This window comes from Streptomyces sp. NPDC001532 (assembly GCF_040298625.1).
Classification (GTDB): Bacteria; Actinomycetota; Actinomycetes; order Streptomycetales; family Streptomycetaceae; genus Streptomyces.
In genome coordinates this window covers 31,366-52,572 of sequence record NZ_JBEPAL010000013.1, presented here as the reverse complement: position 1 = coordinate 52,572, position 21,207 = coordinate 31,366, and the positions used below count along the sequence as shown (strand labels likewise).

Genomic DNA, 21,207 nt, shown 5'->3' with positions numbered 1-21,207 from the left:
CCGGGGGAACGTTCCGGCCGGCCGGGAAGGTGTGACCCGGGTGGGGCCCGGGCGCTCAGTAGACAACGGCTTTCGGTCGACCCGCAGCCGGCGGGTCCCAGGTCGGCCCGAAGAGCGCCGGGCCCCCATCCGCCGCCATCGGCAGGCGGTCAAATCCGTGCACATACCCCGCTCCCGGCGGCCCGACACCACGACAGGTACGTCCTGTCACGTCATCGCAGGCCGCGGCCACTATGGTGGACCCCTGCGCACGGACATGAAGGGGCAGCAGTGAACGACGGCGACGGGACCCTCGAGGCCACGGCCCAGGGGAGACGCTTCGGCCCGCTCGGCACGGCCTTGGTGATCATTCCGACCTACAACGAGGCGGAGAACATCAGGACGATCGTCGGCCGGGTGCGTGAGGCGGTCCCCGAGGCGCACGTGCTGGTGGCCGACGACAACAGCCCCGACGGCACCGGCAAGCTCGCCGACGAACTCGCCGCCGCCGACGACCATGTCCAGGTCCTGCACCGCAAGGGCAAGGAAGGCCTGGGCGCCGCCTACCTCGCCGGCTTCCGCTGGGGCATGGAGCACGGCTACGGCGTGCTGATCGAGATGGACGCCGACGGCTCCCACCAGCCCGAGGAACTGCCCCGCCTGCTGACCGCGCTCAAGGGCGCCGACCTGGTGCTCGGCTCCCGCTGGGTGCCGGGCGGCCGGGTGGTGAACTGGCCCAAGTCCCGCGAGATCATCTCCCGTGGCGGCAGTCTCTACTCCCGCCTCGCGCTCGACCTGCCGCTGCGCGACATCACCGGCGGCTACCGGGCCTTCCGCCGCGAGACCCTGGAGGGTCTGGGCCTCGACGAGGTCGCCTCCCAGGGCTACTGCTTCCAGGTCGACCTCGCCCGCCGCGCGGTCAAGGCCGGCTACCACGTGGTCGAGGTCCCGATCACCTTCGTCGAGCGCGAGCTGGGCGACTCCAAGATGAGCCGCGACATCCTCGTCGAGGCGCTGTGGCGGGTCACGTCCTGGGGCGTGGGGGAGCGGGTCGGCAAGCTCAAGGAACGGGTCGGGCCGGCCAAGCGGTAGGGCCCTTATCCCCCGCTGAGCCGGGGCCGGGCACACTGGACGCATGACGACTGGCGCTTCGACCCCTGCTCCCACCACCCGGCCGCGGCGCTCCCGGCTGCGCACCGCGCTGCCGCTGGCCGTCGCGGCGTGGCTGGTGCTGGAGATCTGGCTGCTGACGATGGTCGCGAGCGCCGCGAGCGGGTTCACCGTCTTCCTGCTGCTCCTTGCCGGATTCGTGCTCGGCGCCGTGGTGATCAAGCGGGCCGGCCGGCGCGCCTTCCAGAATCTCAACGAAGCGCTCCAGCGCGGCACGGCACCCTCCAGCGGTGGCGGCAGTGGCCTGATGATGCTGGGCGGGCTGCTGCTGATGCTCCCCGGTCTGATCTCGGACGCCCTCGGTCTGCTGCTGCTCGTCCCGCCGGTCCAGAAGGCCCTGGGGCGGTACGCGGAGCGGGCGATGGACCGCAGGCTGCGCCGGGTCGCCCCCGGCAGCCTGGGCGACGCCTTCCAGCAGGCCCGTATCCACCGCCCCGACGGCAAGGTCGTCCAGGGCGAGGTCATTCGGGACGAGCCCGGCACCGCCGGGGACACGCCTTCGGGGCAGTACCCGCCGCTCAATCGCTGAGGACCGCTGAACCCCGCTGAACTCGCCGGACGCGGCCGGGCGCACGGCCGGCCCGGCCGGGCCGGGAGACGGGAACGACCGCGGGCGCCGTACGTGAGTCACGTACGGCGCCCGCGGTCGTATGCGCTGGTTGTCGGGCCAGGCCCCGCTCAGGGACTATGCCGACTTGCGGCTGTCCCGGGGATGAACGGCGATGTTCATCGCGCCGGAACGCAGTACGGCAAGCCGCTCCTCGAGGACCTCTTCGAGTTCCTCGCGGGTGCGCCGCTCCATCAGCATGTCCCAATGCGTTCGCGCAGGCTTGGCCTTCTTCTCCTCCGGGCCATCGCCGTCCACGAGGAGTGCTGGGGCCCCGCAGACCTTGCACTCCCACTCCGGCGGAATCTCCGCCTCGACCGAGAAGGGCATCTCAAAACGGTGCCCCTTCTCGCATGCGTACTCCACGGCCTGGCGCGGGGCCAGGTCGATGCCGCGGTCCGTCTCGTAGCTGGTCACCACGAGGCGCGTGCCGCGAAGAGCTCGCTCACTCATGAATCGTGCCTCCCGGGCTTGTCGCCCACAGGACAGGTGTCGCTGTCGTCGTCATCCGGTCAACGTCCGGTCGGCGGTAAAGATTCCCGATCCGAGTCCCGTTCCGGGTCATGCGTCGCCGTCGTAGCCGCAGCCTTGTCAACCAGTGCAGTACCCACAGGCGCCCGGTTTGTCACATCTGTTGGGAGATGTCACCTTGCGTTTAAATATCTTTGACGCGCAGTAACGGTACGCCTGGCAGGCCAAACGCGTACACTACAGCCCTTTCGCGCCGAGTGCTAAATCCTTTCGGGAACCGGGTTGCCCGCGTCGCGGATCGCTCGCCGTACGGGTACCCGCGCGAGCAGGACGAATCCCAGCACGAAGAAGGCCACCAGCGAGATGATCGCGTCCCGGTAGCTGCCGGTGAGCTGGTAGGTCAGACCGAAGAGCAGGGGGCCCAGCCAGCTCATGCCGCGGTCGCTCAGCTCGTAGGCCGAGAAGTACTCGGCCTCCTTGCCGGGCGGGACCAGATGCGAGAACAGCGAGCGGGACAGCGCCTGGCTGCCGCCGAGGACCAGGCCGATCCCGGCGGCCAGCGCGAAGAACCACACCGGCTCCCCGGCGGGCAGCACATAGCCCGTGGCGAGGATCACGGTCCAGGCCACCAGGGAGCCGAGCACCGTGCGCTGGGCGCCGTACCGCCGCGCCAGCCGGCCCAGGGCCAGCGCGCCCGCGACCGCCAGCACCTGCACCAGCAGCACGGCCGTGATCAGCGTCGACTGGCCGAGGCCCAGCTCCTCGGAGCCGTAGAGGGAGGCCTGGGAGATCACCGTCTGGATGCCGTCGTTGTAGACGAGGTACGCCAGCAGGAACGCCAGGGTCAGCGGATGGCGGCGCATGTCGCGCAGGGTCGCCATGAGCTGCCGATGGCCGGGCAGGGCCGCCGCGGGCTCGCGGGACGGACGGTCGCGCAGGCGCCGGAGCGGGATCAGCGCGAACGCTCCCCACCACAGCCCGGCCGAGGCCAGACAGATGCGGACGGCCTCGCCCTCGGACAGGCCGAAGGAGTCGTGGGCCTGGTAGAGGACCAGATTCCCGACCAGGACCAGCGCTCCGGCCGCGTATCCGAAGGCCCAGCCGCGCGAGGAGACCGCGTCGCGCTCCGCGGGCGGCGCGATCTGGGGCAGGTAGGAGTTGTAGAGCATCATCGCCACCGACTGCGCCGCGTTCGCCACCACCAGCAGCAGCCCGCCGAGCAGATAGCGGTCGCCGGAGAGGAAGAACATGCCCGCGGTCGCCGCGGCGCCCAGGTAGGCGGCGATCGCCAGCAGGGGCTTCTTGCGGCCGGTGCGGTCGGCGGCGGCGCCCACCAGGGGCATCGCCAGGATGGCCACGATCACCGACAGGGACACCGCGTAGGCGAAGAAGGACCCGGCGCGCACCGGGACGCCCAGCGGATGGACGAACCCGTCCGCGTCCGCCGCCGACTCCGCGACCGAGGTGAGATAGGGGCCGAGGAACACGGTGAGCACGCTCGTCGAGTAGACGGAGCAGGCCCAGTCGTAGAAGTACCAGCCGCGCTGCTCGCGCCGCCGCGCCGCGGACTCGTCCGCCTCCGTCGTGCCGGTGCGCACGGTGTCGTCGCCCACCCGTGCCCTCGCTTCCCCGTGCAGGTGCCGCGCGGGTCCGGTGCGACGGCGGGCCGGCCGGGTCAGGCCCAGACGCCCCGGTCCTCCATGACCTTGCGCAGTGTGTCGATGTGATCGGTCATGATGCCATCGACACCGAGGTCCAGGAGCCGGTGCATCCGCTCCGGTTCGTTGACCGTCCACACGTGCACCTGGAGCCCGCGCGCATGGGCCGCGCGGACGAAGCGGTGGTCCACCACCTGGATGCCGGACTGGTGCTCGGGCACCTGGGCGGCGACGGCCGAGCGGCGCAGCGCGGCTGGGACGCCCCAGGAGCGCAGCCGCAGATTCAGCACGCCCCGCGTGCCGTACGAGGTCGCCAGGCGCGGTCCGGCCAGGCGCTGCGCCCGCACCACCCGGGCCTCGGAGAACGAGCCGACACAGATCCGGTCCCAGGCGTCGGTGCGGGCGACCAGGTCCAGGAAGGGGAGCAGGGCCGGCTCGGCCTTGAGGTCCACGTTCCAGCGGACCTCGGGGAAGGTCTCCAGCAGCTCCTCGAAGAGCGGCACCGGTTCGCTGCCGCCCACGCGCGCCTGCCGCACCTCGGCCCACGGCAGGTCCGCGATCCGGCCCGCCCCGTCGGTGACCCGGTCCAGCGTGGCGTCGTGGAAGGCGACGACCTTGCCGTCCCGCGTGGTGTGTACATCGGTCTCGATGTACCGGTAGCCCGTCTCCACCGCGCGCCGGAACTGGAGCACCGTGTTCTCCAGGCCGTCGGCCGCCCCGCCCCGGTGGGCGAAGGGGATCGGGCCGGGATGGTCGAGATAGGGATGACGTATGCGTGAGGTCACGGTCGCAGTATCGCGCGCCGCGGTTGCCCGCCGGCGACGACCGTGCTGCCGTCCGCTGCCGACGGGACGGCGAACACCCGCAGGAAGAGCTGGGCGAGCGGGCCGATCGCCAGCGCGTACAGCAGGGTGCCGACCCCGATGGTGCCGCCCAGCGCGAAGCCGGTGACGACCACCACGACCTCGACGGCGGTCCGCATCAGGCGGATCGAGCGGCCGGTGCGCCGGTGCAGGCCGGTCATCAGGCCGTCGCGCGGCCCGGGACCGAAGCGGGCGGCGATGTACAGGCCGGTCGCGACGCCGTTGAGGAGGACGCCGACGAGGAGGGTGGGGACCCGGATCAGGAGCGAGTCCGCCTCGGGGGCCACGGCGAGGGTGCCGTCCATGGCGAGGCCGACGACGAAGACGTTGGAGACCGTGCCGAGACCCGGGCGCTGGCGCAGCGGGATCCACAGCAGCAGCACCACCGCCCCCATGACGATCGACACCACGCCGATCGTCAGCCCGGTGCGCTCGGCCAGGCCCTGGTGGAGCACGCCCCACGGCTCCAGGCCGAGGCCCGCCTCCACCAGGAGCGCCGAGCTGGCGCCGAACAGCGTGAGGCCGGCATACAGCTGGATCAATCGACGAGTGAGATGTCCCTGTGCGGGCTGCGCGGACAACGTGCCCCCTGGCTGGTGGTGGTGGCCTGACGCATGACACTCTGTGGCTTGGGATGAAATCCCATCTATGGCCAATTCGGGGAAGGTGGACTGGTAACCATGGCCCAGTGGACTTCGGCGGTGGGTGCCGCACAGCTTGCCCGGCTGCTCAAGAGCCAGCAAGACCGCCCCGCCGGACCCGGCACCCGGCGCCCGCCCGCCTACCGCGCACTCGCCGACGGCGTACGGCTGCTGGTCCTCGAAGGCCGGGTGCCGGTGGCCGCCCGGCTGCCCGCCGAGCGCGAACTGGCCCTCGCGCTGTCCGTGAGCCGTACGACGGTCGCCGCCGCGTACGAGGCGCTGCGCACCGAGGGCTTCCTGGAGTCCCGGCGCGGCGCCGGCAGTTGGACCGCCGTACCGGCCGGAAATCCGCTCCCCGCGCGGGGTCTGGAACCGCTGCCCCCCGAGGCGCTCGGCTCCATGATCGACCTGGGCTGCGCGGCACTGCCGGCGCCCGAACCGTGGCTCACGCGCGCGGTGCAGGGCGCCCTGGAGGAACTGCCGCCGTACGCGCACACCCACGGCGACTATCCGGCCGGGCTGCCGGCCCTGCGCGCCATGATCGCCGAGCGCTACACCGCGCGCGGGATCTCCACCATGCCCGAGCAGATCATGGTGACGACCGGCGCGATGGGTGCCATCGACGCGATCTGCCATCTGTTCGCGGGCCGCGGCGAGCGGATCGCCGTGGAGTCGCCGTCGTACGCCAACATCCTCCAGCTGATGCGGGAGGCCGGCGCCCGGCTGGTGCCCGTCGCGATGGCCGAGGGGCTGACCGGCTGGGACATGGACCGCTGGCGGCAGGTGCTGCGGGACGCCGCGCCGCGGATCGCCTATGTCGTCGCCGACTTCCACAACCCCACCGGCGCGCTCGCCGACGAGGACCAGCGGCGGCGGCTGGTGGAGGCGGCCCGGTCGGCGGGGACTGTGCTGGTCGCCGACGAGACCATGAGCGAGCTGTGGCTGGACGACGCCATGGAGGGCGCGATGCCGCCGCCCGTGTGCTCCTTCGACCCCGCCGGGTCCACGGTGATCACCGTCGGCTCGGCCAGCAAGGCGTTCTGGGCCGGGATGCGCATCGGCTGGGTGCGGGCGGCGCCGGACGTCATCCGCAGCCTGGTCGCCGCGCGCGCCTACGCCGACCTCGGCACGCCGGTGCTGGAGCAGCTGGCGGTGCACTGGCTGTTCAGCACCGGTGGCTGGCAGCAGGCCGTGGAGCTGCGGCGGGGGCAGGCGCGGGAGAACCGGGACGACCTGGTCACCGCCGTGCGGCGGGAGCTGCCTGGGTGGGAGTTCGAGGTGCCGCGGGGTGGACTGACCCTCTGGGTGCGTGCCGGGGGCCTGTCCGGGTCGCGGCTCGCCGAGGCGGGGGAGCGGGTCGGGGTGCGGGTGCCGTCCGGGCCGCGCTTCGGGGTCGACGGGGCCTTCGAGGGCTATGTGCGGCTGCCGTTCACCGTGGGCGGCGCGGTGGCGGAGGAGGCCGCGGTCCGGCTGGCCGCGGCGGCCCGGCTGGTGGAGAGCGGCGGGACGGCCGGCGGAGAGGCGCCGCGGACGTTCGTCGCGTGAGGCGGACGGCGGCGTCGGCGGCTGGGGAGTGCGCCTGGCCGCGTCTCGGGGGGTGTGCCTAGGTGCGTCTCGGGGCGTGCGTCGGGGTGTGTGTCGGCGTCCGCGCCGTCGTGTGTGTCGACGGATGAGGAAGAGGCGGGTCCGCAGGTGCGGACCCGCCTCTTTGGTTCCTCCGTGGGTGCTCCGGCCTCTCAGGAGCTCTCCGCCGCTACCGCCTTGGCGGGCACCTGCTCCGGTGTGGGGTCCGCAGCAGGGTCCGCCTCCGTCGGGGTCTCCGCGTCCAGGGAGTCCGTCTCCACGGCCTTCGTCAGGGCCGCCGGAGTCAGGGCTTCCGGCGTCAGGGCCTCCGAGGCCAGGTCGTCCGAGGCCAGGCCCTCCGAAGCCAGGGGTTCCGGCGACAAGGCGTCCGGCGACAGGGCTTCCGGCGACAGGGCTTCCGGCGTCAGGGCTTCCGGTGCCGCGTCCGCCGGTGTGGTGCGCGGCGGCAGCAGGTCGAGGACGGCCTGCCGGTGGGTGTCGCTGGTCGCGTCGTCGTACGGGTCGGGCGTCGCCGGGACCTGGAGCCGCAGCACCGGACCGGCGCCCAGCCGGGCGTAGCCGCGGCCCGGCGGGACATGGGAGACCGGTGTGGTGTGCGAACGGGCGCCCAGGACCGACGAGAGCTGGTCGGCGGTGGCCGGACCGAGCACGACCCGCGCGCGGGTGTGCTGGCGTACGCCGTCGCCCAGCGCGTCCAGGCTGTCGAACTGCTCGGCGATCACCACGGTGACGCCCACCGCGCGGCCGTGCCGCAGCGGCACCTGGAGCAGGGACAGCGGATCTTTGTGGCCGTCGGCCACGGAGAGGTGGCCCAGCGCGGTAGGCCGGTCCAGCAGCAGCCACAGCGGCCGCTTGGTGTCGTCCGGCGGGGGGTTGCCCTCCTGCCGGGCGCGGTTGACGGCGATCAGCCGGCGCTCGGTCTCGGTCGCGGCCCACTCCAGGCTGGCCAGCGCCCCGGCCAGCCCGCACTCCACGGCCAGCACGCCGTCGCGCCCGGTCAGGCAGGCGTACTCGCCGGTGCCGCCGCCCTCGACGATGAGGACGTCGCCGTACCGCAGGGCCTGGAGGGCGATGGAGCGCACCAGGGTGGAGGTGCCGGTGCCCGGCTGGCCCATGACCAGCAGATGGGGCTCGGTGGAGCGGATGCCGGTGCGCCAGACCACCGGCGGGACGTCGCGCTGCTCCTCGCCGTGGGTGAGGGGGAGCGTGCGCTGGACCTCGGAGGGGTCGGTGAAGCCGAGGACCGTCTCGCCGGGGGCCGTGACGAATCGCTGGGCGGCGATGTCGGTGGGCAGCGGGGCCAGGACGGTGACGGTGAGCTGGTTGCCCTCCTCGTCCCAGGCGAAGTGGTACTCGCGGCCGCGGCCCGCCTTGGCGCTGAGCAGGTGTTCGACGCGGGCCCGGGACTCGGGCTCGCCGTCGGGGAAGTAGGCCGGGTAGCGGATCACCAGGGCGGCGATCCGGCCCGAGCCGTCGAACTCGTACTCCGGGAAGGTCTTCTCCCAGTCGCCGCCGTGGGTGTAGAGCGGCTCGGGGTCCTCGGTGGTCGAGAAGTACGGGACCAGGGCCTCGTACAACGACTTCAGCCGCTCCGTCTGCGACTCGTCGGGCCCCTCGGGTTCCGGCGGGGTGCGGTCTCTGCCCTGCCAGGCTGCCGCCGCCATCAGGCTGATGACGGCGAGCAGCGGCCCGTACGGCACGAGCGCCACTGCCAGGATCACCGAGGCCACCAGGAACAGCAGCGGCCCGCGCTTGTCCTTGGGGGTCTCGGCCCACTTGCGTCGTCCGGCCGCCGCCAGCCGACGCATTCCGCGGGTGATCGTGATCAGTGGATGGAGGACGTCGGTGGCACTGTCGGCCGCCGTCCGGGCCAGCTCCCGGCTCCGGGCGATCTGTGCGCTGCCTGTGCTCAGGATGCGGGGGAGGGGGCGCCGAGCCACTGCGGTCTCCTGAAGGTGCGTACGGATGTCGGGACGGACGTCAGAACTTGATGCCGCCGAGGAGGCTCGCGAGGCTTTCGCCGCCGGCCTTGATGCTGGGCGCGATGGCCGTGCTCGCGAGGTAGAAGCCGAAGAGTGCGGCCACCAGGGCATGCGACGCCTTGAGTCCGTCCTTCTTGAAGAAGAGGAAGACGATGATGCCGAGCAGGACCACGCCTGAGATGGACAGGATCATTTGAGATCTCCTGGTTCGTGGGGACAGTCACCATGAGTACTTCCAGGATCACAGGATGTATCCATACTATAAAAGGTGCAACTGGGTGAAATTCGGTGGATTTCCCCCGGCTGGCGGAGTCCTCTTGAGGCCTTTGAGCTTGGGTGTTGCGCCCGACCGGGTCTCCGGTGATCTTTACCTCGGGCACATCGGGTCATGTGCCGCGCGAGCCAGTACCCTGGCGATTCACCCGAACGGTTGTAGCGAGAGGTGGTCCGGCCGATGAGTGAAGCCCCCGACCCCGAGGTCGTGGAGCTGGCGACGAAGATCTTCGACCTGGCCCGGCAGGGCCAGACGGAGCCGCTGGTGGCGTATGTCGACGCGGGCGTGCCGGCCAACCTCACCAACGACCGGGGCGACTCCCTGGTGATGCTCGCCGCCTATCACGGCCACGCGGACACGGTCCGGGCGCTGCTCGCCCGCGGCGCCGAGGCGGACCGGATCAACGACCGGGGCCAGACGCCGCTCGCCGGAGCCGTCTTCAAGGGTGAGGAAGACGTCATCCGGGCCCTGCTGGAGAGCGGCGCCGACCCGGCCGCGGGCACTCCGTCCGCCGTCGACACCGCTCGCATGTTCGGCAAGGCCGAGCTGCTCAAGCTGTTCGGCGCGAATTGATTCGCAGCTTCTGATCAGGTAAAACGCACGTTTCGACCGGACAGGTCGACGACCACGGGGGAGGCGGTACGGGGCCGCCGGATATTTCGGTCGCGGCATCGAGAACTGCCGAGTCATCATGACGTCGTGATTCACGGACGCGATGGCTGGGCAGGTGTTGCCGCACCGCGCGGGCCGTGATGCGGTCCGCATGGGCCACCGACGAGAGGCAGAGGAAGATGGTCTACAGCAAGCAAGAGACGGCGGGCGCCCCGACGTGTTGTCACGCGGCCAGGTAAGGCACATTCCCGGTTGCGTCGACGCTTGATGTGAGGCTGTTTCCCATGTTCGATCCGGTCATAGCGCCCAGCGGTACGCTGCTCGGCCTGCTCCAGCGGGGCCGCGGCGACGGCACGCTCCACGCGCTCACCGCCCCTCGGGCCGAGGCCCTCTCGGCCCTGAACCACTGTGTGCTGCGCGACCCCCGCCACGACTGGCAGGTGGAGAACCGCTCCCTCTACTACGCTCGCCTCTACCTCGACCTGAACGGCGAGCTGGACGCGATCGAGGCGCACCTCTTCGACCCCGACGACATCGTCGACGACGACGAGTCACGCACCGGACTGGCGCTGGCCGTCCTCGGCCACCTCGCCTCCTACGGCAGGCGCGACGCGCTCGAACTGCTGCGCGAGTACGCCGCCCACGGCACCAACTGGGCCTGGGCCCTCGACGAACTCGCCCTGCGCGACGACGACGCCGGGCTGCGCGCCCTCGCGGCGCCCGTCCTGGCCCGCTTCCCGGCCGACGCCGAGGGCGACGCCGAGCTGGCCGCCGCCGTCCGGGACGCCTTCGAACCCCGGCCCTGGCGGCTGTGGGCCGAGGATTCGCGCGAGTGGATCGCCACGCGGGTACGGGCCGCCCACGAGACCGGGTGCTTCGACCGCTGGCAGCGGCAGATGCGGCCCACCGGCCCCCGCCCGGGGTGGAGCGTGCAGGCCGTCTTCGAATGGGCCCAGCAGGGCATCGAACGCGGTGCCGCCCTGCACGTCCCGGCCGCCCGCTGCCTGTCGGCCGTGGCCGGCCCGGAGGACCGGCCGGAGATCGTCCAGGCGGCCAAGGGCGGCGACGACGGCGCCCGCTGCACCGCGTTGCGCTATCTCGCCGACAGCGACGACTCCGACGCCCTCGATCTCATCGACGCCGCCGTGACCACCGGCTCGTCGGCCGTCGTGGAGGCCGCCGTCGACGCCTTCGAACGAATGCGCGGTGTCGCCGCCGTCGACCGGGCGCGCGGCTGGGCCCGCCGCCCCGACGCGCTGGGCGCCGCCGCCGGCCGGGTCCTGGCCTGCCGAGGCGGGGCGCAGGACAGTGACCTGGTCCTCGGCGCCCTGCGCGAGGCCGTCCGGGGCGAGGGCCCCGACGCGCCGACCCTGTGGACCCTGGTCGACGGGGCCGGACGGCTCGGCATCGCCTGCGCGGCACCCGTGCTGCGGCACGTCTACCGGGAGACCGCCTCCTCCCACCTCCGCGGCCGCGCCGCCCGCGCGCTCGCCGCCACCGACCCCTCCTTCGCCGCCGGCTTCGCCGTCGAGTGCCTGTGGGACTGCGAGGAGTCCACCCGCGAGATCGCCGCCCGGTACGCCGAGACCGGCGACACCCGGGTCGTGGAGCAACTGCGCCGGCTCGCCGCGGATCCGGCCGAGGAGGCCGAGGTCCAGACGGCGGTACGCAGCCGCATCGGGCCGGACGCGCCGGCTGTGTGAGGCGGCGGGGCGGGCGAGGGGTGCGGCGAGGCTGAAGCCGGGGCTGAGGCCAGGGCTGGCACCGGGATCAAGTCAGGGCTCGGGTGAGGGTCGTAGCTGATCCTGGGTGACGGTCGGCGGGCTGAGGGTGAACGTACGGAGCCGATCCGAGCCGATTCGAGCTGATCCGAGTCGATCCGAGCTGATCCGAGTCGATCCGAGCTGATCCGAGTCGATCCGAGCTGATCGGGACCGAGCTGGGCTGATCGCAGTCGGCGGTTGGCGGCCGACGGGCTCGTGGCGAGCGTTCGTAGCCGATCGCGATTGAAGCAGGCGATCGCGATTGAAGCAGGGCCGAGAGGGGACGCCTCGGCTGTCGGCCGGGCCGCACAAACCCGGCATGTGAACGTGCGGTGACCCGCGGGGCAGACCCGTGTGACAGGATTCCTGCCCGCGTGGGTGCGCGAGCAACGCTCATGGGACGTTCCTCGGCCGGAAAGATCCACGTTGACGTGGCCACGTCCGGCGCGGCGACAACACCCGTATGCGTGTCGTCATCGTGACCGAATCCTTTCCCCCCGATGTGAACGGCGTGGCCCACTGCGCGCTCCAGACCGCCCGGCACCTCGTCGACCGCGGTCACGCTCCCCTAGTCGTCGCCCCGGCCCCCGCTCCCGGACAGCGGCCCGACGCCCTCGCGCCGTGCCCGGTCGTCCACGTCCCCTCGCTGCCGCTCCCCGGCTACCCCCAGGTCCGGGTCGCCCTGCCCAGCCGGCGCCTCGCCGCCGCGCTCCTGCGGCACCGCGCGGACCTCGTCCACCTGGCCAGCCCCTTCGTCCTCGGTGCGCGCGGCATGGCCGCCGCCGCCCGGCTCGGCGTCCCCGCCGTGGCCGTCTACCAGACCGACCTGGCCGGATACGCCCGCACCTACATGGGCGCCGGCGAGGCCGCGGCCTGGCGGCGCATCCGCTCCGTGCACGCCGCCGCCGACCGCACCCTCGCGCCGTCCACCGCCTCGCTGGGCGACCTGGAGGCGCACGGCGTGCCCCGGGTGCGGCTGTGGCCGCGCGGGGTCGACGCCGCGCGCTTCCGCCCCGGCCACCGGGACGAGGCGCTGCGCCGCGAACTCGCCCCGAACGGCGAACTCCTCGTCGGCTACGTCGGCCGGCTCGCCCCCGAGAAGCAGGTCGAGCTGCTGGCCGGGGTCTGCGCGCTGCCGGGCGTGAAGGTGGTGGTGGTCGGTGACGGGCCGAGCCGGCCCGGCCTGGAGGAGGTGCTGCCCGGCGCGGCCTTCCTGGGCCGCCGCACGGGTGACGACCTCGCCCGGATCTTCGCCTCGCTCGACGTCTTCGCGCACACCGGCCCCTTCGAGACGTTCTGCCAGACCGTCCAGGAGGCCATGGCCAGCGGGGTGCCCGTCGTCGCGCCCGCCGCCGGCGGCCCGCTGGACCTGGTCGACCACGGCCGCACCGGGCTGCTGGTGCCGCCGCGCGACGCCGACGCCGTACGGGACGCCGTGGCCGTCCTCGCCGCCGATGCCGGGCTGCGCGCCGCGTACGGCACCGCCGCGCGGGCGACGGTCGAGGGGCGCACCTGGGCGGCCGTCGGGGACCGGCTCATCGAGCACTACGAGGACGTGCTCGCCGCGCGGAAGGCGGTGCTGGCGGCATGAGCGACACCCCGCTGCGGATCGTCCGGCTGGCCAACTTCGTCGCACCCGCCTCCGGCGGACTGCGCACCGCCCTGCGCGAACTGGGCAAGGGCTTCCTGGCCGCCGGGCACGAACCCGTCCTGATCGTGCCGGGCGACCGCCACACCGACCAGGACACCGATCAGGGCCGGGTGATCACGCTGCCCGGACCGCTGCTGCCCGGCACCGGTGGCTACCGCGTCCTCACCGACCGCCGCGGCGTCGCCGCCCTCCTGGAGGACCTGGCCCCGGACCGCCTGGAGGTCTCCGACCGTACGACGCTGCGCTGGACCGGCCGGTGGGCGCGCCGCGCCCGGGTGCCCGCGGTGATGGTCTCCCACGAGACCGCCGACGGGGTGCTGCGCACCTGGGGGCTCCCCGAGGGCACGGCCCGCCGCGCCGCCGACGCCCTGAACACCCGGACCGCCCACGCGTACTCCCGGGTCGTGTGCACGACGGAGTTCGCCGAGCGGGAGTTCGTCCGGATCGGGGCCCGCAACGTCGTGCGGGCGCCGCTCGGAGTCGACCTGACGGACCGGCACCCGGCGCTGCGGGACCCGGCGGTGCGTGAACACCACGCGCGCGTGGACCAGCTGATGCTGGTGATGTGCTCCCGGCTGTCCGTGGAGAAGCGGCCCGGCGTCGCGCTGGACGCCCTGGCGGCGCTCCGCCGGCGGGGCAGGCGGGCGGTGCTGGTGGTCGCCGGGGACGGGCCGCTGCGCGGGCGGCTCGAACAGCGGGCTCGTGAGCGGAACCTGCCGGTCGCCTTCCTCGGGCACCTGTCCGACCGCAAGCTGCTCGGCGCGCTCCAGGCGAGCGCCGACGTCTGCCTCGCCCCGGGGCCCGCGGAGACGTTCGGTCTCGCCGCGCTGGAGGCCATGGCGTGCGGGACGCCGGTCGCGGTGAGCGCGTCGTCCGCGCTGCCGGAGGTCGTCGGGTCCGCTGGGGCCGTCGCGGCGGACCACGGCGAGGGTTTCGCGGACGCCGTGGAGACGCTGCTGGAGCGGCCCGAGCGGGAGCGGCGCGAGGCCGCACGCGCGCGTGCGGAGTGCTTCGGGTGGGGTACGGCGGTGGAGGCGTTCCTCACCGCCCACGACGCGGGGGTACGGGTTCGTCCTGTCGTGTCCGACGTGGGGGTACGGGTTCGTCCTGTCGTGTCCGACGTGGGGGTAGGTGTCCGTCCGGCCGTGCCTGGTGCGGTGGGACGGGTCGGTCCCGCTGTGCCCGCTTCAGCGTTGCGGGACCGTACCGCCGTTCACGACACGACCGCGAGCGGCCGTCCCCTCAAGCCGGACCAGCCCCTCAAGCCGGACCAGCCCCTCCGGCCCGAGGAGCCCCTCGGGCCCCACCAGCCCCTCGCCCCCTTGCTGCCCCTCGCGCCCGTGGCCCCGGAGGGCGTCGGATGAGACCGCTGCGCTTCGTCGCGCTCGGCGACTCGCTGACCGAAGGAGTGGGCGATCCGGTGCGGGCCGGGTGGCGCGGCTGGGCCGCGTTGCTCGCCGCCGGGCTCGCCCCGGAACCCGTGCGGTTCACCAACCTCGCGGTCAGCGGGGCGCAGACCCGGGACGTGCGGGAGACGCAGCTGCCCGCCGGACTGGCCCTGCGACCGGACCTCGTCTCGGTGGTGGTCGGCGTCAACGACACCCTGCGCCGCACCTTCGACATCCACGGCGTGGCCACCCGCCTCGACGAGGTGTACGCGGCGTTCACCGGGCAGGGCGCGGTGCTGCTGACCGCCTGCCTGCCCGATCCCGGTGCCCTGCTGGGCCTGCCCGGCGCGCTGGCCCGTCCGCTGGCCCGAAGGCAGCGGGCCGTGAACACCGTCGTCCACGCGCTGTCCGAGCGCTACGGGGCGGTGCACCTGCACGCCTGCGAGGGCGACTGGATCGGCGACCGGGCGATGTGGAGCGCGGACCGGCTGCACCCCGGTGAGCGGGGCCACCGGCAGCTTGCCGCCCGCTTCCACGCCCTCCTGTCCCGGACCGGCCTCGCGACTGGCGCGGCGCCCTCGACGGAACCCGACTCCCCGGCACCGGGCAGGGCGGCCGGCCTGTGGTGGCTCGCCACCGCGGGCACCGGCTGGGTGGCCCGGCGCTGCACCGACCTGCTCCCGCAACTGCTGCACCTGGCCGCCGACGAGATGCGGCACCACGCGCGCGGGACGAGTGCCCGGCTCGACCTGCGGGCGGCGCACGCGGTGGCGGGAGCGCTGGAAGGGCTGGGCGTGCGGGAGGAGGCGGAGGCCGCGTAGCAGCCCGGGCCGGTCAGCGGCGGCGTACCGCGACGAAGCGGAGCGGGATGCCGGGGACCGCCTGGGCGGCTGCCGCGAGGTCGGCGGGGTGGACGACCGCGACGACCGGATAGCCGCCGGTCGTCGGATGGTCGGCCAGGAAGACGACCGGGCGGCCGTCCGGCGGGACCTGGACCGCCCCGAGGACCATGCCCTCGCTCGCCAGCTCACCCGCCCGGGCCCGTTCCAGAGCGGGCCCCTCGGTGCGCAGGCCGATGCGGTTGCTCGCCGCGGACACCCGGTACGCGCCGGAGGTGAAGGTGCGCAGCGCCCGCCGGGTGAACCAGTCGTCCCGTGGGCCGAGGGTCACCCGCAGGACGAGTACGGCGGGCGGTGCCGGGCGGGGAGCGACGTCCACGCGCGCGTGCGGCTCGTTCGGGACGCCCAGCGGCAGCACCGCGCCGTCCGTGAGCGGAGCCGGGCCCAGACCCGACAGCAGGTCGGTGGAGCGGCTGCCGAGGACCGGTTCGACGGCGACGCCTCCGGAGACGGCGACATAGCTGCGTACTCCTGCCGTGGCCGCGCCGACGTCCAGGACCGCGCCGGCGGGCACGTGGACGGGCGCGCTCCAGGCGGTCGGCCGACCGTCCACGGTCACCGGGCAGGGCGCGCCGGTCACCGCCACGGTGACGGCCGACCGGGGACGCAGGGCACAGCCGTCGAGGGTCGTCTCCAGGACGGCCTCCGTGGCCGGATTGCCGACCAGCCGATTGGCCAGGGCCGCCGCGGGCGCGTCCAGCGCACCGGAGCGCGGCACCCCGAGGTGGGCGTGGCCGGGACGCCCGAGGTCCTGGACTGTGGTCAGTGCTCCGGCGCGTACGACGGAGAGCGCGCGGTCCGTCATGCCGCCCCCGTCCGGCGGGCCCCGGCCGGTTCCGCCGGGACGAAGCGCACCCGGGTGCCCGGCGCCAGCAGTGCGGCCGGTACGCGCGCGTGGTCCCACAACACCGCGTCCGTGCTGCCGATCAGCTGCCAGCCGCCGGGCGACGACCGGGGATAGACGCCGGTGTAGGGACCGGCCAGGGCCACCGCGCCGGCCGGCACCGCGGTGCGCGGCGTGGCCCGGCGCGGCACGTCGTAGCGCGGCGGCAGTCCGGTGAGGTAGCCGAAACCGGGGGCGAAGCCGCAGAAGGCGACGCGGAACTCGGTCCCCGCGTGGATGCGCGCGACCTCACGCTCAGCAACGCCCCAGTGGGCGGCCACCTCGGCCAGGTCCGGACCGTCGTAGCGGACCGGGATCGTCACGGCGGCCTCCGCGCGCGGCGGCGCGGGCGGCACCTCGGCGGTGGCCAGGTCGGCGGCCAGGCGGCCGGGGTCGGCCAGGCCGTCGAGGAGGACCGTACGGGCGGCCGGCACGATCTCCCGGACCGTCAGCGAGCCCTCCGCGCGGCGGCGCAGGAGCTCCGCGTGGAGGGCCTGCGCCTCCTCGCCCGAGGAGACCTCGACGAGCAGCGCGTCCTCGCCCACGGGCAGCACCCTCATGCGAAGGCCTCCACCCGCACGCCCGCCGCCTCCAGGCGCTGCCGCACCCGGTGCGCCAGCTCCACCGCGCCGGGTGTGTCGCCGTGCAGACACAGGGACCGCGCGCGGACCTCGATCGGGGCGCCGGAGTGCGCGGTGACCGTCCCGGACCGGGCGAGCCCCACCGACCGCTCCACGACGGCCTCCGGGTCGGTGATCACGGCACCGTCCTGCCCGCGCGGCACCAGCGTGCCCTGCTCGGTGTACGCGCGGTCCGCGAACGCCTCCGTGACGGCCGTGAGCCCCGCCTTCGCGGCCAGCTCCAGCAGCCGCGAGCCGGGCAGGCCCAGCACGGGCAGCGTGGCGTCCGCCAGCAGCACGCCGTCGACCACGGCCGCGGCCTGCCGCTCGTCGCGCACCACGCGGTTGTACAGGGCGCCGTGCGGCTTGACGTAGGCCACGCGGGCGCCGGCCGCGCGCGCGAAGACCTCCAGGGCGCCGATCTGGTAGGCCACCTCGGCGGTCAGCTCGTCGGGCGGCACGTCCATCGAGCGCCGCCCGAACCCGGCCAGGTCCCGGTAGGAGACCTGGGCGCCGATCGTCACCCCGCGCTCGGCCGCCAGCTCGCACACCCGGCGCATGGTGGCCGCGTCCCCGGCGTGGAAGCCGCAGGCCACGTTGGCGCTGGTGACGACGGACAGCAGCTGCTCGTCGTCGGTCAGCCGCCAGCGGCCGAAGCCCTCGCCGAGGTCGGCGTTCAGATCGATCGCGGTCATGGTCCCCTCTTGCTGGTCTCTTGCTGGTCTCTTGCTGGTGGCGTGGTGCGGATCGCTGTTGCCGGTCGGGTGGTGCGGATCGCTCTTGCTGGTCGGGTGGTGTTGGTCGCCGGTCGGACGGCCCGGTCGGACCGTCTCAGCCGGACCGCCGGACCGCCGGACCGCCGAGCCGTCCGTGCCGGTCACGCCACGCGGTACTGCTCGTCGCGGGCGTCGGTCAGGAACATCTGGCCCGGTGCGTGGGTGATCGCGAACGGCGGGCGCGAGGCCATCACCGCGGCCTGCGGGGTCACGCCGCAGGCCCAGAACACCGGGATGTCGTCCGGCTCGGCCGTCACCGGTTCGCCGAAGTCGGGCCGGCCGAGGTCGTCGATGCCGAGTACCGAGGGGTCGCCGCAGTGTACGGGGCCGCCGTGCACGGCCGGGAGCAGGCTGCTCTCCCGGATGGCCGCCGCCAGGTGCTCCGGCGGCACCGGGCGCATGGACACCACCATCGGGCCGTGCAGCCGCCCGGCGGGCCGGCAGGGGCGGCCGGTGACGTACATCGGGACGTTGCGGCCCTGCTCGACATGGCGGATCGGCACGCCCGCCGCGGTCAGCGCCCACTCGAACGTGAAGCTGCACCCGATCAGGAACGACACCAGGTCGTCGCGCCAGTGGCCGAGGACGTCCGTCGGCTCGTCCACCAGTTCGCCGTCCTGCCAGACCCGGTAGCGCGGCAGGTCGGTGCGCAGGTCCGCTCCGTCCGCGAGCACCGTGGCGGTGGCCCCCGCGTCGGTGACGTCGAGCACCGGGCAGGGCTTGGGGTTGCGCTGGCAGAACAGCAGCATGTCGTACGCCCAGTCCTCGGGCACCGAGATCAGGTTCACCTGGGTGTGGCCGGCCGCGACTCCGGCGGTGGGGCCGGTGAGCCCGGCGCGGAAGCGGGCCCGGGCGTTCTCCGGGCTCCACGCGTGCGCGTGCTCGTCCACCAGGGTGAGGGGGCGGTCGTCGGTGGCGGTTGTGGCGACGGTGGCGGTGGTGGTGGCGGGGGCGACCGCGCTGGAGGTCACGGCGGCGGTGATGGGCGGGTGCGGCTCGTTCACGTGAGTTCCCTTCCGCGGGTCTCCGGCAGGCCGAGCAGGGCCAGTGCGGCGAGGCCGTAGCCGATCGCGCCGAAGACCAGCGCGCCGCCGACCCCCCAGCTGTCGGCGAGGAAACCGACCGTGGTGGGGAAGACGGCGCCCACCGCGCGGCCGGTGTTGTACGTGAAGCCCTGGCCGGTGCCGCGCACGGCCGTCGGGTACAGCTCGCTCAGGAAGGACCCGAACCCGCTGAAGATCGCCGACATGCAGAACCCGAGCGGGAAACCGAGCACCAAGAGCAGGGTGTTCGCGCCGCTGGGGATGTTGGCGTACGCCAGGATGCAGATCGCCGACAGCAGCGCGAACAGCCAGATGTTGCGCCGCCGTCCCAGCCGGTCCGTGAGATGACCGCCCGTCAGATAGCCGAGGAAGGCGCCGGAGATCAGGAACGTCAGATAGCCGCCGGTGCCGACGACGGAGAGATCGCGCTCCGTCTTGAGGTACGTCGGCACCCAGGTCGCCAGCGTGTAGTAGCCGCCCTGGACACCGGTGGACAACAGCACGGCGAAGACCGTGGTGCGCAACAGGCCGGGCTTGAAGATCTCTCCGAACGTGCCCTTCCGCGCGGTGTGTTCGCGTACGGCGACGGCCTGGGGCGCGTCGTGCACGCGGCGCCGCATCCACATCACCAGCAGCGCGGGCAGCGCGCCGGTCCAGAACATCACCCGCCAGGCCAGGTCGTCGTCCAGGAACGAGAACACGGCGGTGTACACGATCGCGGCCAGCGCCCAGCCCACCGCCCAGGAGCTCTGGACGGCGCCGAGGGTGCGGCCGCGGTGCCGGGCGCTCGCGTACTCGGCGACCAGGATGGCGCCGACCGCCCACTCGCCACCGAAGCCGAGGCCCTGGAGGGCGCGAAAGACCAGCAGGGTCTCGTAGTTGGGCGCGAATCCGCAGGCCACGGTGAAGACCGCGTAGGTGATGACCGTGATCATCAGGGCCTTGACGCGGCCGATGCGGTCCGCCAGCACTCCCGCGAGGGCACCGCCGATCGCGGAGACGACGAGGGTGACGGTGGTGAACAGGCCGGTCTGGCCGCTGTCCAGGCCGAAGTACGCGGCCAGCGCGACCATGCTGAGCGGCAGCGTGAAGTAGTCGTAGGAGTCCAGGGCATAGCCGCCGAACGCGCCGGCGAAGGCGCGCCTGCCGCGCGGCCCGAGCGCGCGCAGCCAGCCCGAGTCGGCTTCCTGAGGGGGGTGTTCACCGGCGCCGGTGCGGATGTCATCGGTCACGGGCCGTGGTGGAGGGGTCGTGCTCATGGGCACCTCGCAAGGAGAGGACGGAGGGTGCTTGAGAGATGAGCCAACGCACAGCAACGTAGAGGATCGTTCAACGATCCTTCAATACTCCCGTTGTGCCGTTCCGGTATCTGCGCTTGAATTCCGGGCATGGCAGAGCAGCTGACCGGACCGGCCGGACTGGCCGGCGACCGCGCGCTCCTCGGGCGCACCAGCACCGCCGAGCGGGTCTCGGACATCCTCAGGAGCCGTATCGCCGACGGGTACTTCCCGCCCGGGACCAGGCTGTCCGAGGACGGCATCGGCGGGGCGCTGGGCGTCTCCCGCAACACCCTGCGCGAGGCGTTCCGCCTGCTCACCCATGAACGGCTGCTCGTGCACGAGCTGAACCGCGGGGTGTTCGTCCGGGTGCTGACCGTCGAGGACGTCGAGGACATCTACCGCACCCGCAGGCTCGTCGAATGCGCCGTCGTCCGAGGGCTGGGCGAGCCGCCGTACGACCTCGGCTCGCTCGCCGCGGTCGTCGAGGCGGGGCGGCGGGCGGCCCGCGAAAGTGACTGGAAAGCGGTGGGTACGGCCAATATCCACTTCCACCGGGAGCTGGTCGCACTCGCCGGCAGCGAGCGCACCGACGAGCTGATGCGCAGCGTCTTCGCCGAACTGCGGCTGGCCTTCCACGTCGTGGACGAGCCCCGCCGACTGCACGAGCCGTACATCGCGCGAAATGTCGGAATTCTCGGGGCGCTTCAGGCGGGAGACCGGACCGAGGCCGAGCGGCTGCTGGCCGGATACCTCGACGACTCGCTGGAGCAGGTGGTCGAGGTGTACCGGCGACGGGTCGGGGAGGACGGCTAGCGGGTTGGGCCCGGCCCGGCTCCGTGTGAGGTTGACGGCTCTCGCGGGCGGGCCCACCCGGCTCGGTGCGAGGGGGCGGCTCTCGTGGGGGCCCGGCGGGGCTCGATGCGCTTCATACGCTTCATGCGCTTCATGCGCTCCATGCGCTCCATGCGCTCGATGTGACGCAGGGTGGTCGGCGCGTCGTCCCGGCCCGGTGTGACGACCGCTACGCCGGGGCCCATCTGCGTCGTTTGGGTCGATGTCAGAC

19 protein-coding genes and 1 pseudogene are annotated in these 21,207 nt (G+C 73.4%); 9 read left to right on the top strand and 11 right to left on the bottom strand.

Annotated elements, in window-relative coordinates:
- The first annotated feature begins 270 nt into the window (after positions 1-270).
- Both ABT232_RS14930 and fxsA read left to right on the top strand, forming a co-directional pair.
- A complete protein-coding gene (locus tag ABT232_RS14930; RefSeq protein WP_351840280.1) occupies positions 271-1,071 on the top strand; it encodes a polyprenol monophosphomannose synthase in 801 nt (266 codons plus the stop codon).
- 43 nt (positions 1,072-1,114) lie between these two features.
- A complete protein-coding gene (fxsA, locus tag ABT232_RS14925; RefSeq protein ID WP_351840278.1) occupies positions 1,115-1,678 on the top strand; it encodes an FxsA family membrane protein in 564 nt (187 codons plus the stop codon).
- 156 nt (positions 1,679-1,834) lie between these two features.
- On the opposite strand, the gene ABT232_RS14920 is transcribed toward fxsA, so the two are convergent.
- The 4 genes from ABT232_RS14920 to yczE all read right to left on the bottom strand — a co-directional run bounded on the left by ABT232_RS14920 (position 1,835) and on the right by yczE (position 5,329).
- A complete protein-coding gene (locus tag ABT232_RS14920; protein ID WP_009187548.1) occupies positions 1,835-2,209 on the bottom strand; it encodes an RNA polymerase-binding protein RbpA in 375 nt (124 codons plus the stop codon).
- Positions 2,210-2,487: 278 nt separating this feature from the next.
- The gene (locus tag ABT232_RS14915) at positions 2,488-3,840 is read right to left on the bottom strand and encodes an MFS transporter (RefSeq protein WP_351840276.1); all 1,353 of its coding nucleotides are present in this window, start codon (positions 3,838-3,840) and stop codon (positions 2,488-2,490) included.
- A gap of 62 nt (positions 3,841-3,902) precedes the next feature.
- On the bottom strand, positions 3,903-4,670 hold the full coding sequence (locus ABT232_RS14910) for a glycerophosphodiester phosphodiesterase family protein (protein WP_351840274.1): 768 nt from the start codon (positions 4,668-4,670) through the stop codon (positions 3,903-3,905).
- Positions 4,667-5,329, bottom strand: a complete 663-nt coding sequence (yczE, locus tag ABT232_RS14905) for a membrane protein YczE (protein ID WP_351840272.1) — start codon at positions 5,327-5,329, stop codon at positions 4,667-4,669. The genes ABT232_RS14910 and yczE overlap by 4 nt, the downstream gene beginning before the upstream one ends.
- 99 nt (positions 5,330-5,428) lie before the next feature.
- Here yczE and ABT232_RS14900 point away from each other — a divergent pair, with 99 nt between their 5' ends.
- A complete protein-coding gene (locus tag ABT232_RS14900) occupies positions 5,429-6,934 on the top strand; it encodes an SCO1417 family PLP biosynthesis transcription factor (RefSeq protein WP_351840270.1) in 1,506 nt (501 codons plus the stop codon).
- Positions 6,935-7,125: 191 nt separating this feature from the next.
- Here ABT232_RS14900 and ABT232_RS14895 read toward each other — a convergent pair whose 3' ends face one another.
- Both ABT232_RS14895 and ABT232_RS14890 read right to left on the bottom strand, forming a co-directional pair.
- Complete coding sequence (locus ABT232_RS14895; RefSeq protein WP_351840268.1) at positions 7,126-8,913, bottom strand: hypothetical protein; 1,788 nt, start codon at positions 8,911-8,913, stop codon at positions 7,126-7,128.
- A 40-nt stretch (positions 8,914-8,953) separates the two neighbouring features.
- Positions 8,954-9,148, bottom strand: a complete 195-nt coding sequence (locus ABT232_RS14890) for a hypothetical protein (RefSeq protein WP_015661880.1) — start codon at positions 9,146-9,148, stop codon at positions 8,954-8,956.
- Positions 9,149-9,409: 261 nt separating this feature from the next.
- Between ABT232_RS14890 and ABT232_RS14885 the strand changes: the two genes are divergently transcribed.
- From ABT232_RS14885 to ABT232_RS14865, 5 genes and pseudogenes are all read left to right on the top strand, one after another.
- On the top strand, positions 9,410-9,802 hold the full coding sequence (locus tag ABT232_RS14885; protein ID WP_351840266.1) for an ankyrin repeat domain-containing protein: 393 nt from the start codon (positions 9,410-9,412) through the stop codon (positions 9,800-9,802).
- 323 nt (positions 9,803-10,125) lie between these two features.
- Positions 10,126-11,544 carry a HEAT repeat domain-containing protein gene (locus ABT232_RS14880; RefSeq protein ID WP_351840264.1) on the top strand — a complete coding sequence of 473 codons (1,419 nt, stop codon included), beginning with the start codon at positions 10,126-10,128 and terminating at the stop codon, positions 11,542-11,544.
- Between the two features lie 523 nt (positions 11,545-12,067).
- The gene (locus ABT232_RS14875; protein WP_351840262.1) at positions 12,068-13,195 is read left to right on the top strand and encodes a glycosyltransferase family 4 protein; all 1,128 of its coding nucleotides are present in this window, start codon (positions 12,068-12,070) and stop codon (positions 13,193-13,195) included.
- Positions 13,192-14,337: pseudogene (locus ABT232_RS14870) on the top strand (glycosyltransferase); the annotation flags it as partial. The gene ABT232_RS14875 and the pseudogene ABT232_RS14870, both read left to right, overlap by 4 nt.
- Before the next feature lie 278 nt (positions 14,338-14,615).
- Complete coding sequence (locus ABT232_RS14865) at positions 14,616-15,464, top strand: SGNH/GDSL hydrolase family protein (RefSeq protein WP_351840260.1); 849 nt, start codon at positions 14,616-14,618, stop codon at positions 15,462-15,464.
- 13 nt (positions 15,465-15,477) lie between these two features.
- On the opposite strand, the gene ABT232_RS14860 is transcribed toward ABT232_RS14865, so the two are convergent.
- The 5 genes from ABT232_RS14860 to ABT232_RS14840 form a co-directional block, all read right to left on the bottom strand.
- Positions 15,478-16,347 (bottom strand): 5-oxoprolinase subunit C family protein, encoded by an 870-nt coding sequence (locus tag ABT232_RS14860; RefSeq protein WP_351840258.1) that lies wholly within the window; start codon positions 16,345-16,347, stop codon positions 15,478-15,480.
- Positions 16,344-16,985 carry a 5-oxoprolinase subunit B family protein gene (locus ABT232_RS14855; RefSeq protein WP_351840257.1) on the bottom strand — a complete coding sequence of 214 codons (642 nt, stop codon included), beginning with the start codon at positions 16,983-16,985 and terminating at the stop codon, positions 16,344-16,346. Before ABT232_RS14855 ends, ABT232_RS14860 begins: the two co-directional genes overlap by 4 nt.
- Positions 16,982-17,740, bottom strand: a complete 759-nt coding sequence (locus tag ABT232_RS14850; RefSeq protein WP_351840255.1) for a LamB/YcsF family protein — start codon at positions 17,738-17,740, stop codon at positions 16,982-16,984. The genes ABT232_RS14855 and ABT232_RS14850 overlap by 4 nt, the downstream gene beginning before the upstream one ends.
- 182 nt (positions 17,741-17,922) lie before the next feature.
- Positions 17,923-18,792 (bottom strand): putative hydro-lyase, encoded by an 870-nt coding sequence (locus ABT232_RS14845; RefSeq protein WP_351840396.1) that lies wholly within the window; start codon positions 18,790-18,792, stop codon positions 17,923-17,925.
- Positions 18,793-18,821: 29 nt separating this feature from the next.
- The gene (locus ABT232_RS14840) at positions 18,822-20,123 is read right to left on the bottom strand and encodes an MFS transporter (protein ID WP_351840253.1); all 1,302 of its coding nucleotides are present in this window, start codon (positions 20,121-20,123) and stop codon (positions 18,822-18,824) included.
- A gap of 129 nt (positions 20,124-20,252) precedes the next feature.
- Between ABT232_RS14840 and ABT232_RS14835 the strand changes: the two genes are divergently transcribed.
- The gene (locus ABT232_RS14835; protein ID WP_351840251.1) at positions 20,253-20,957 is read left to right on the top strand and encodes a GntR family transcriptional regulator; all 705 of its coding nucleotides are present in this window, start codon (positions 20,253-20,255) and stop codon (positions 20,955-20,957) included.
- Positions 20,958-21,207: the final 250 nt, after the last annotated feature.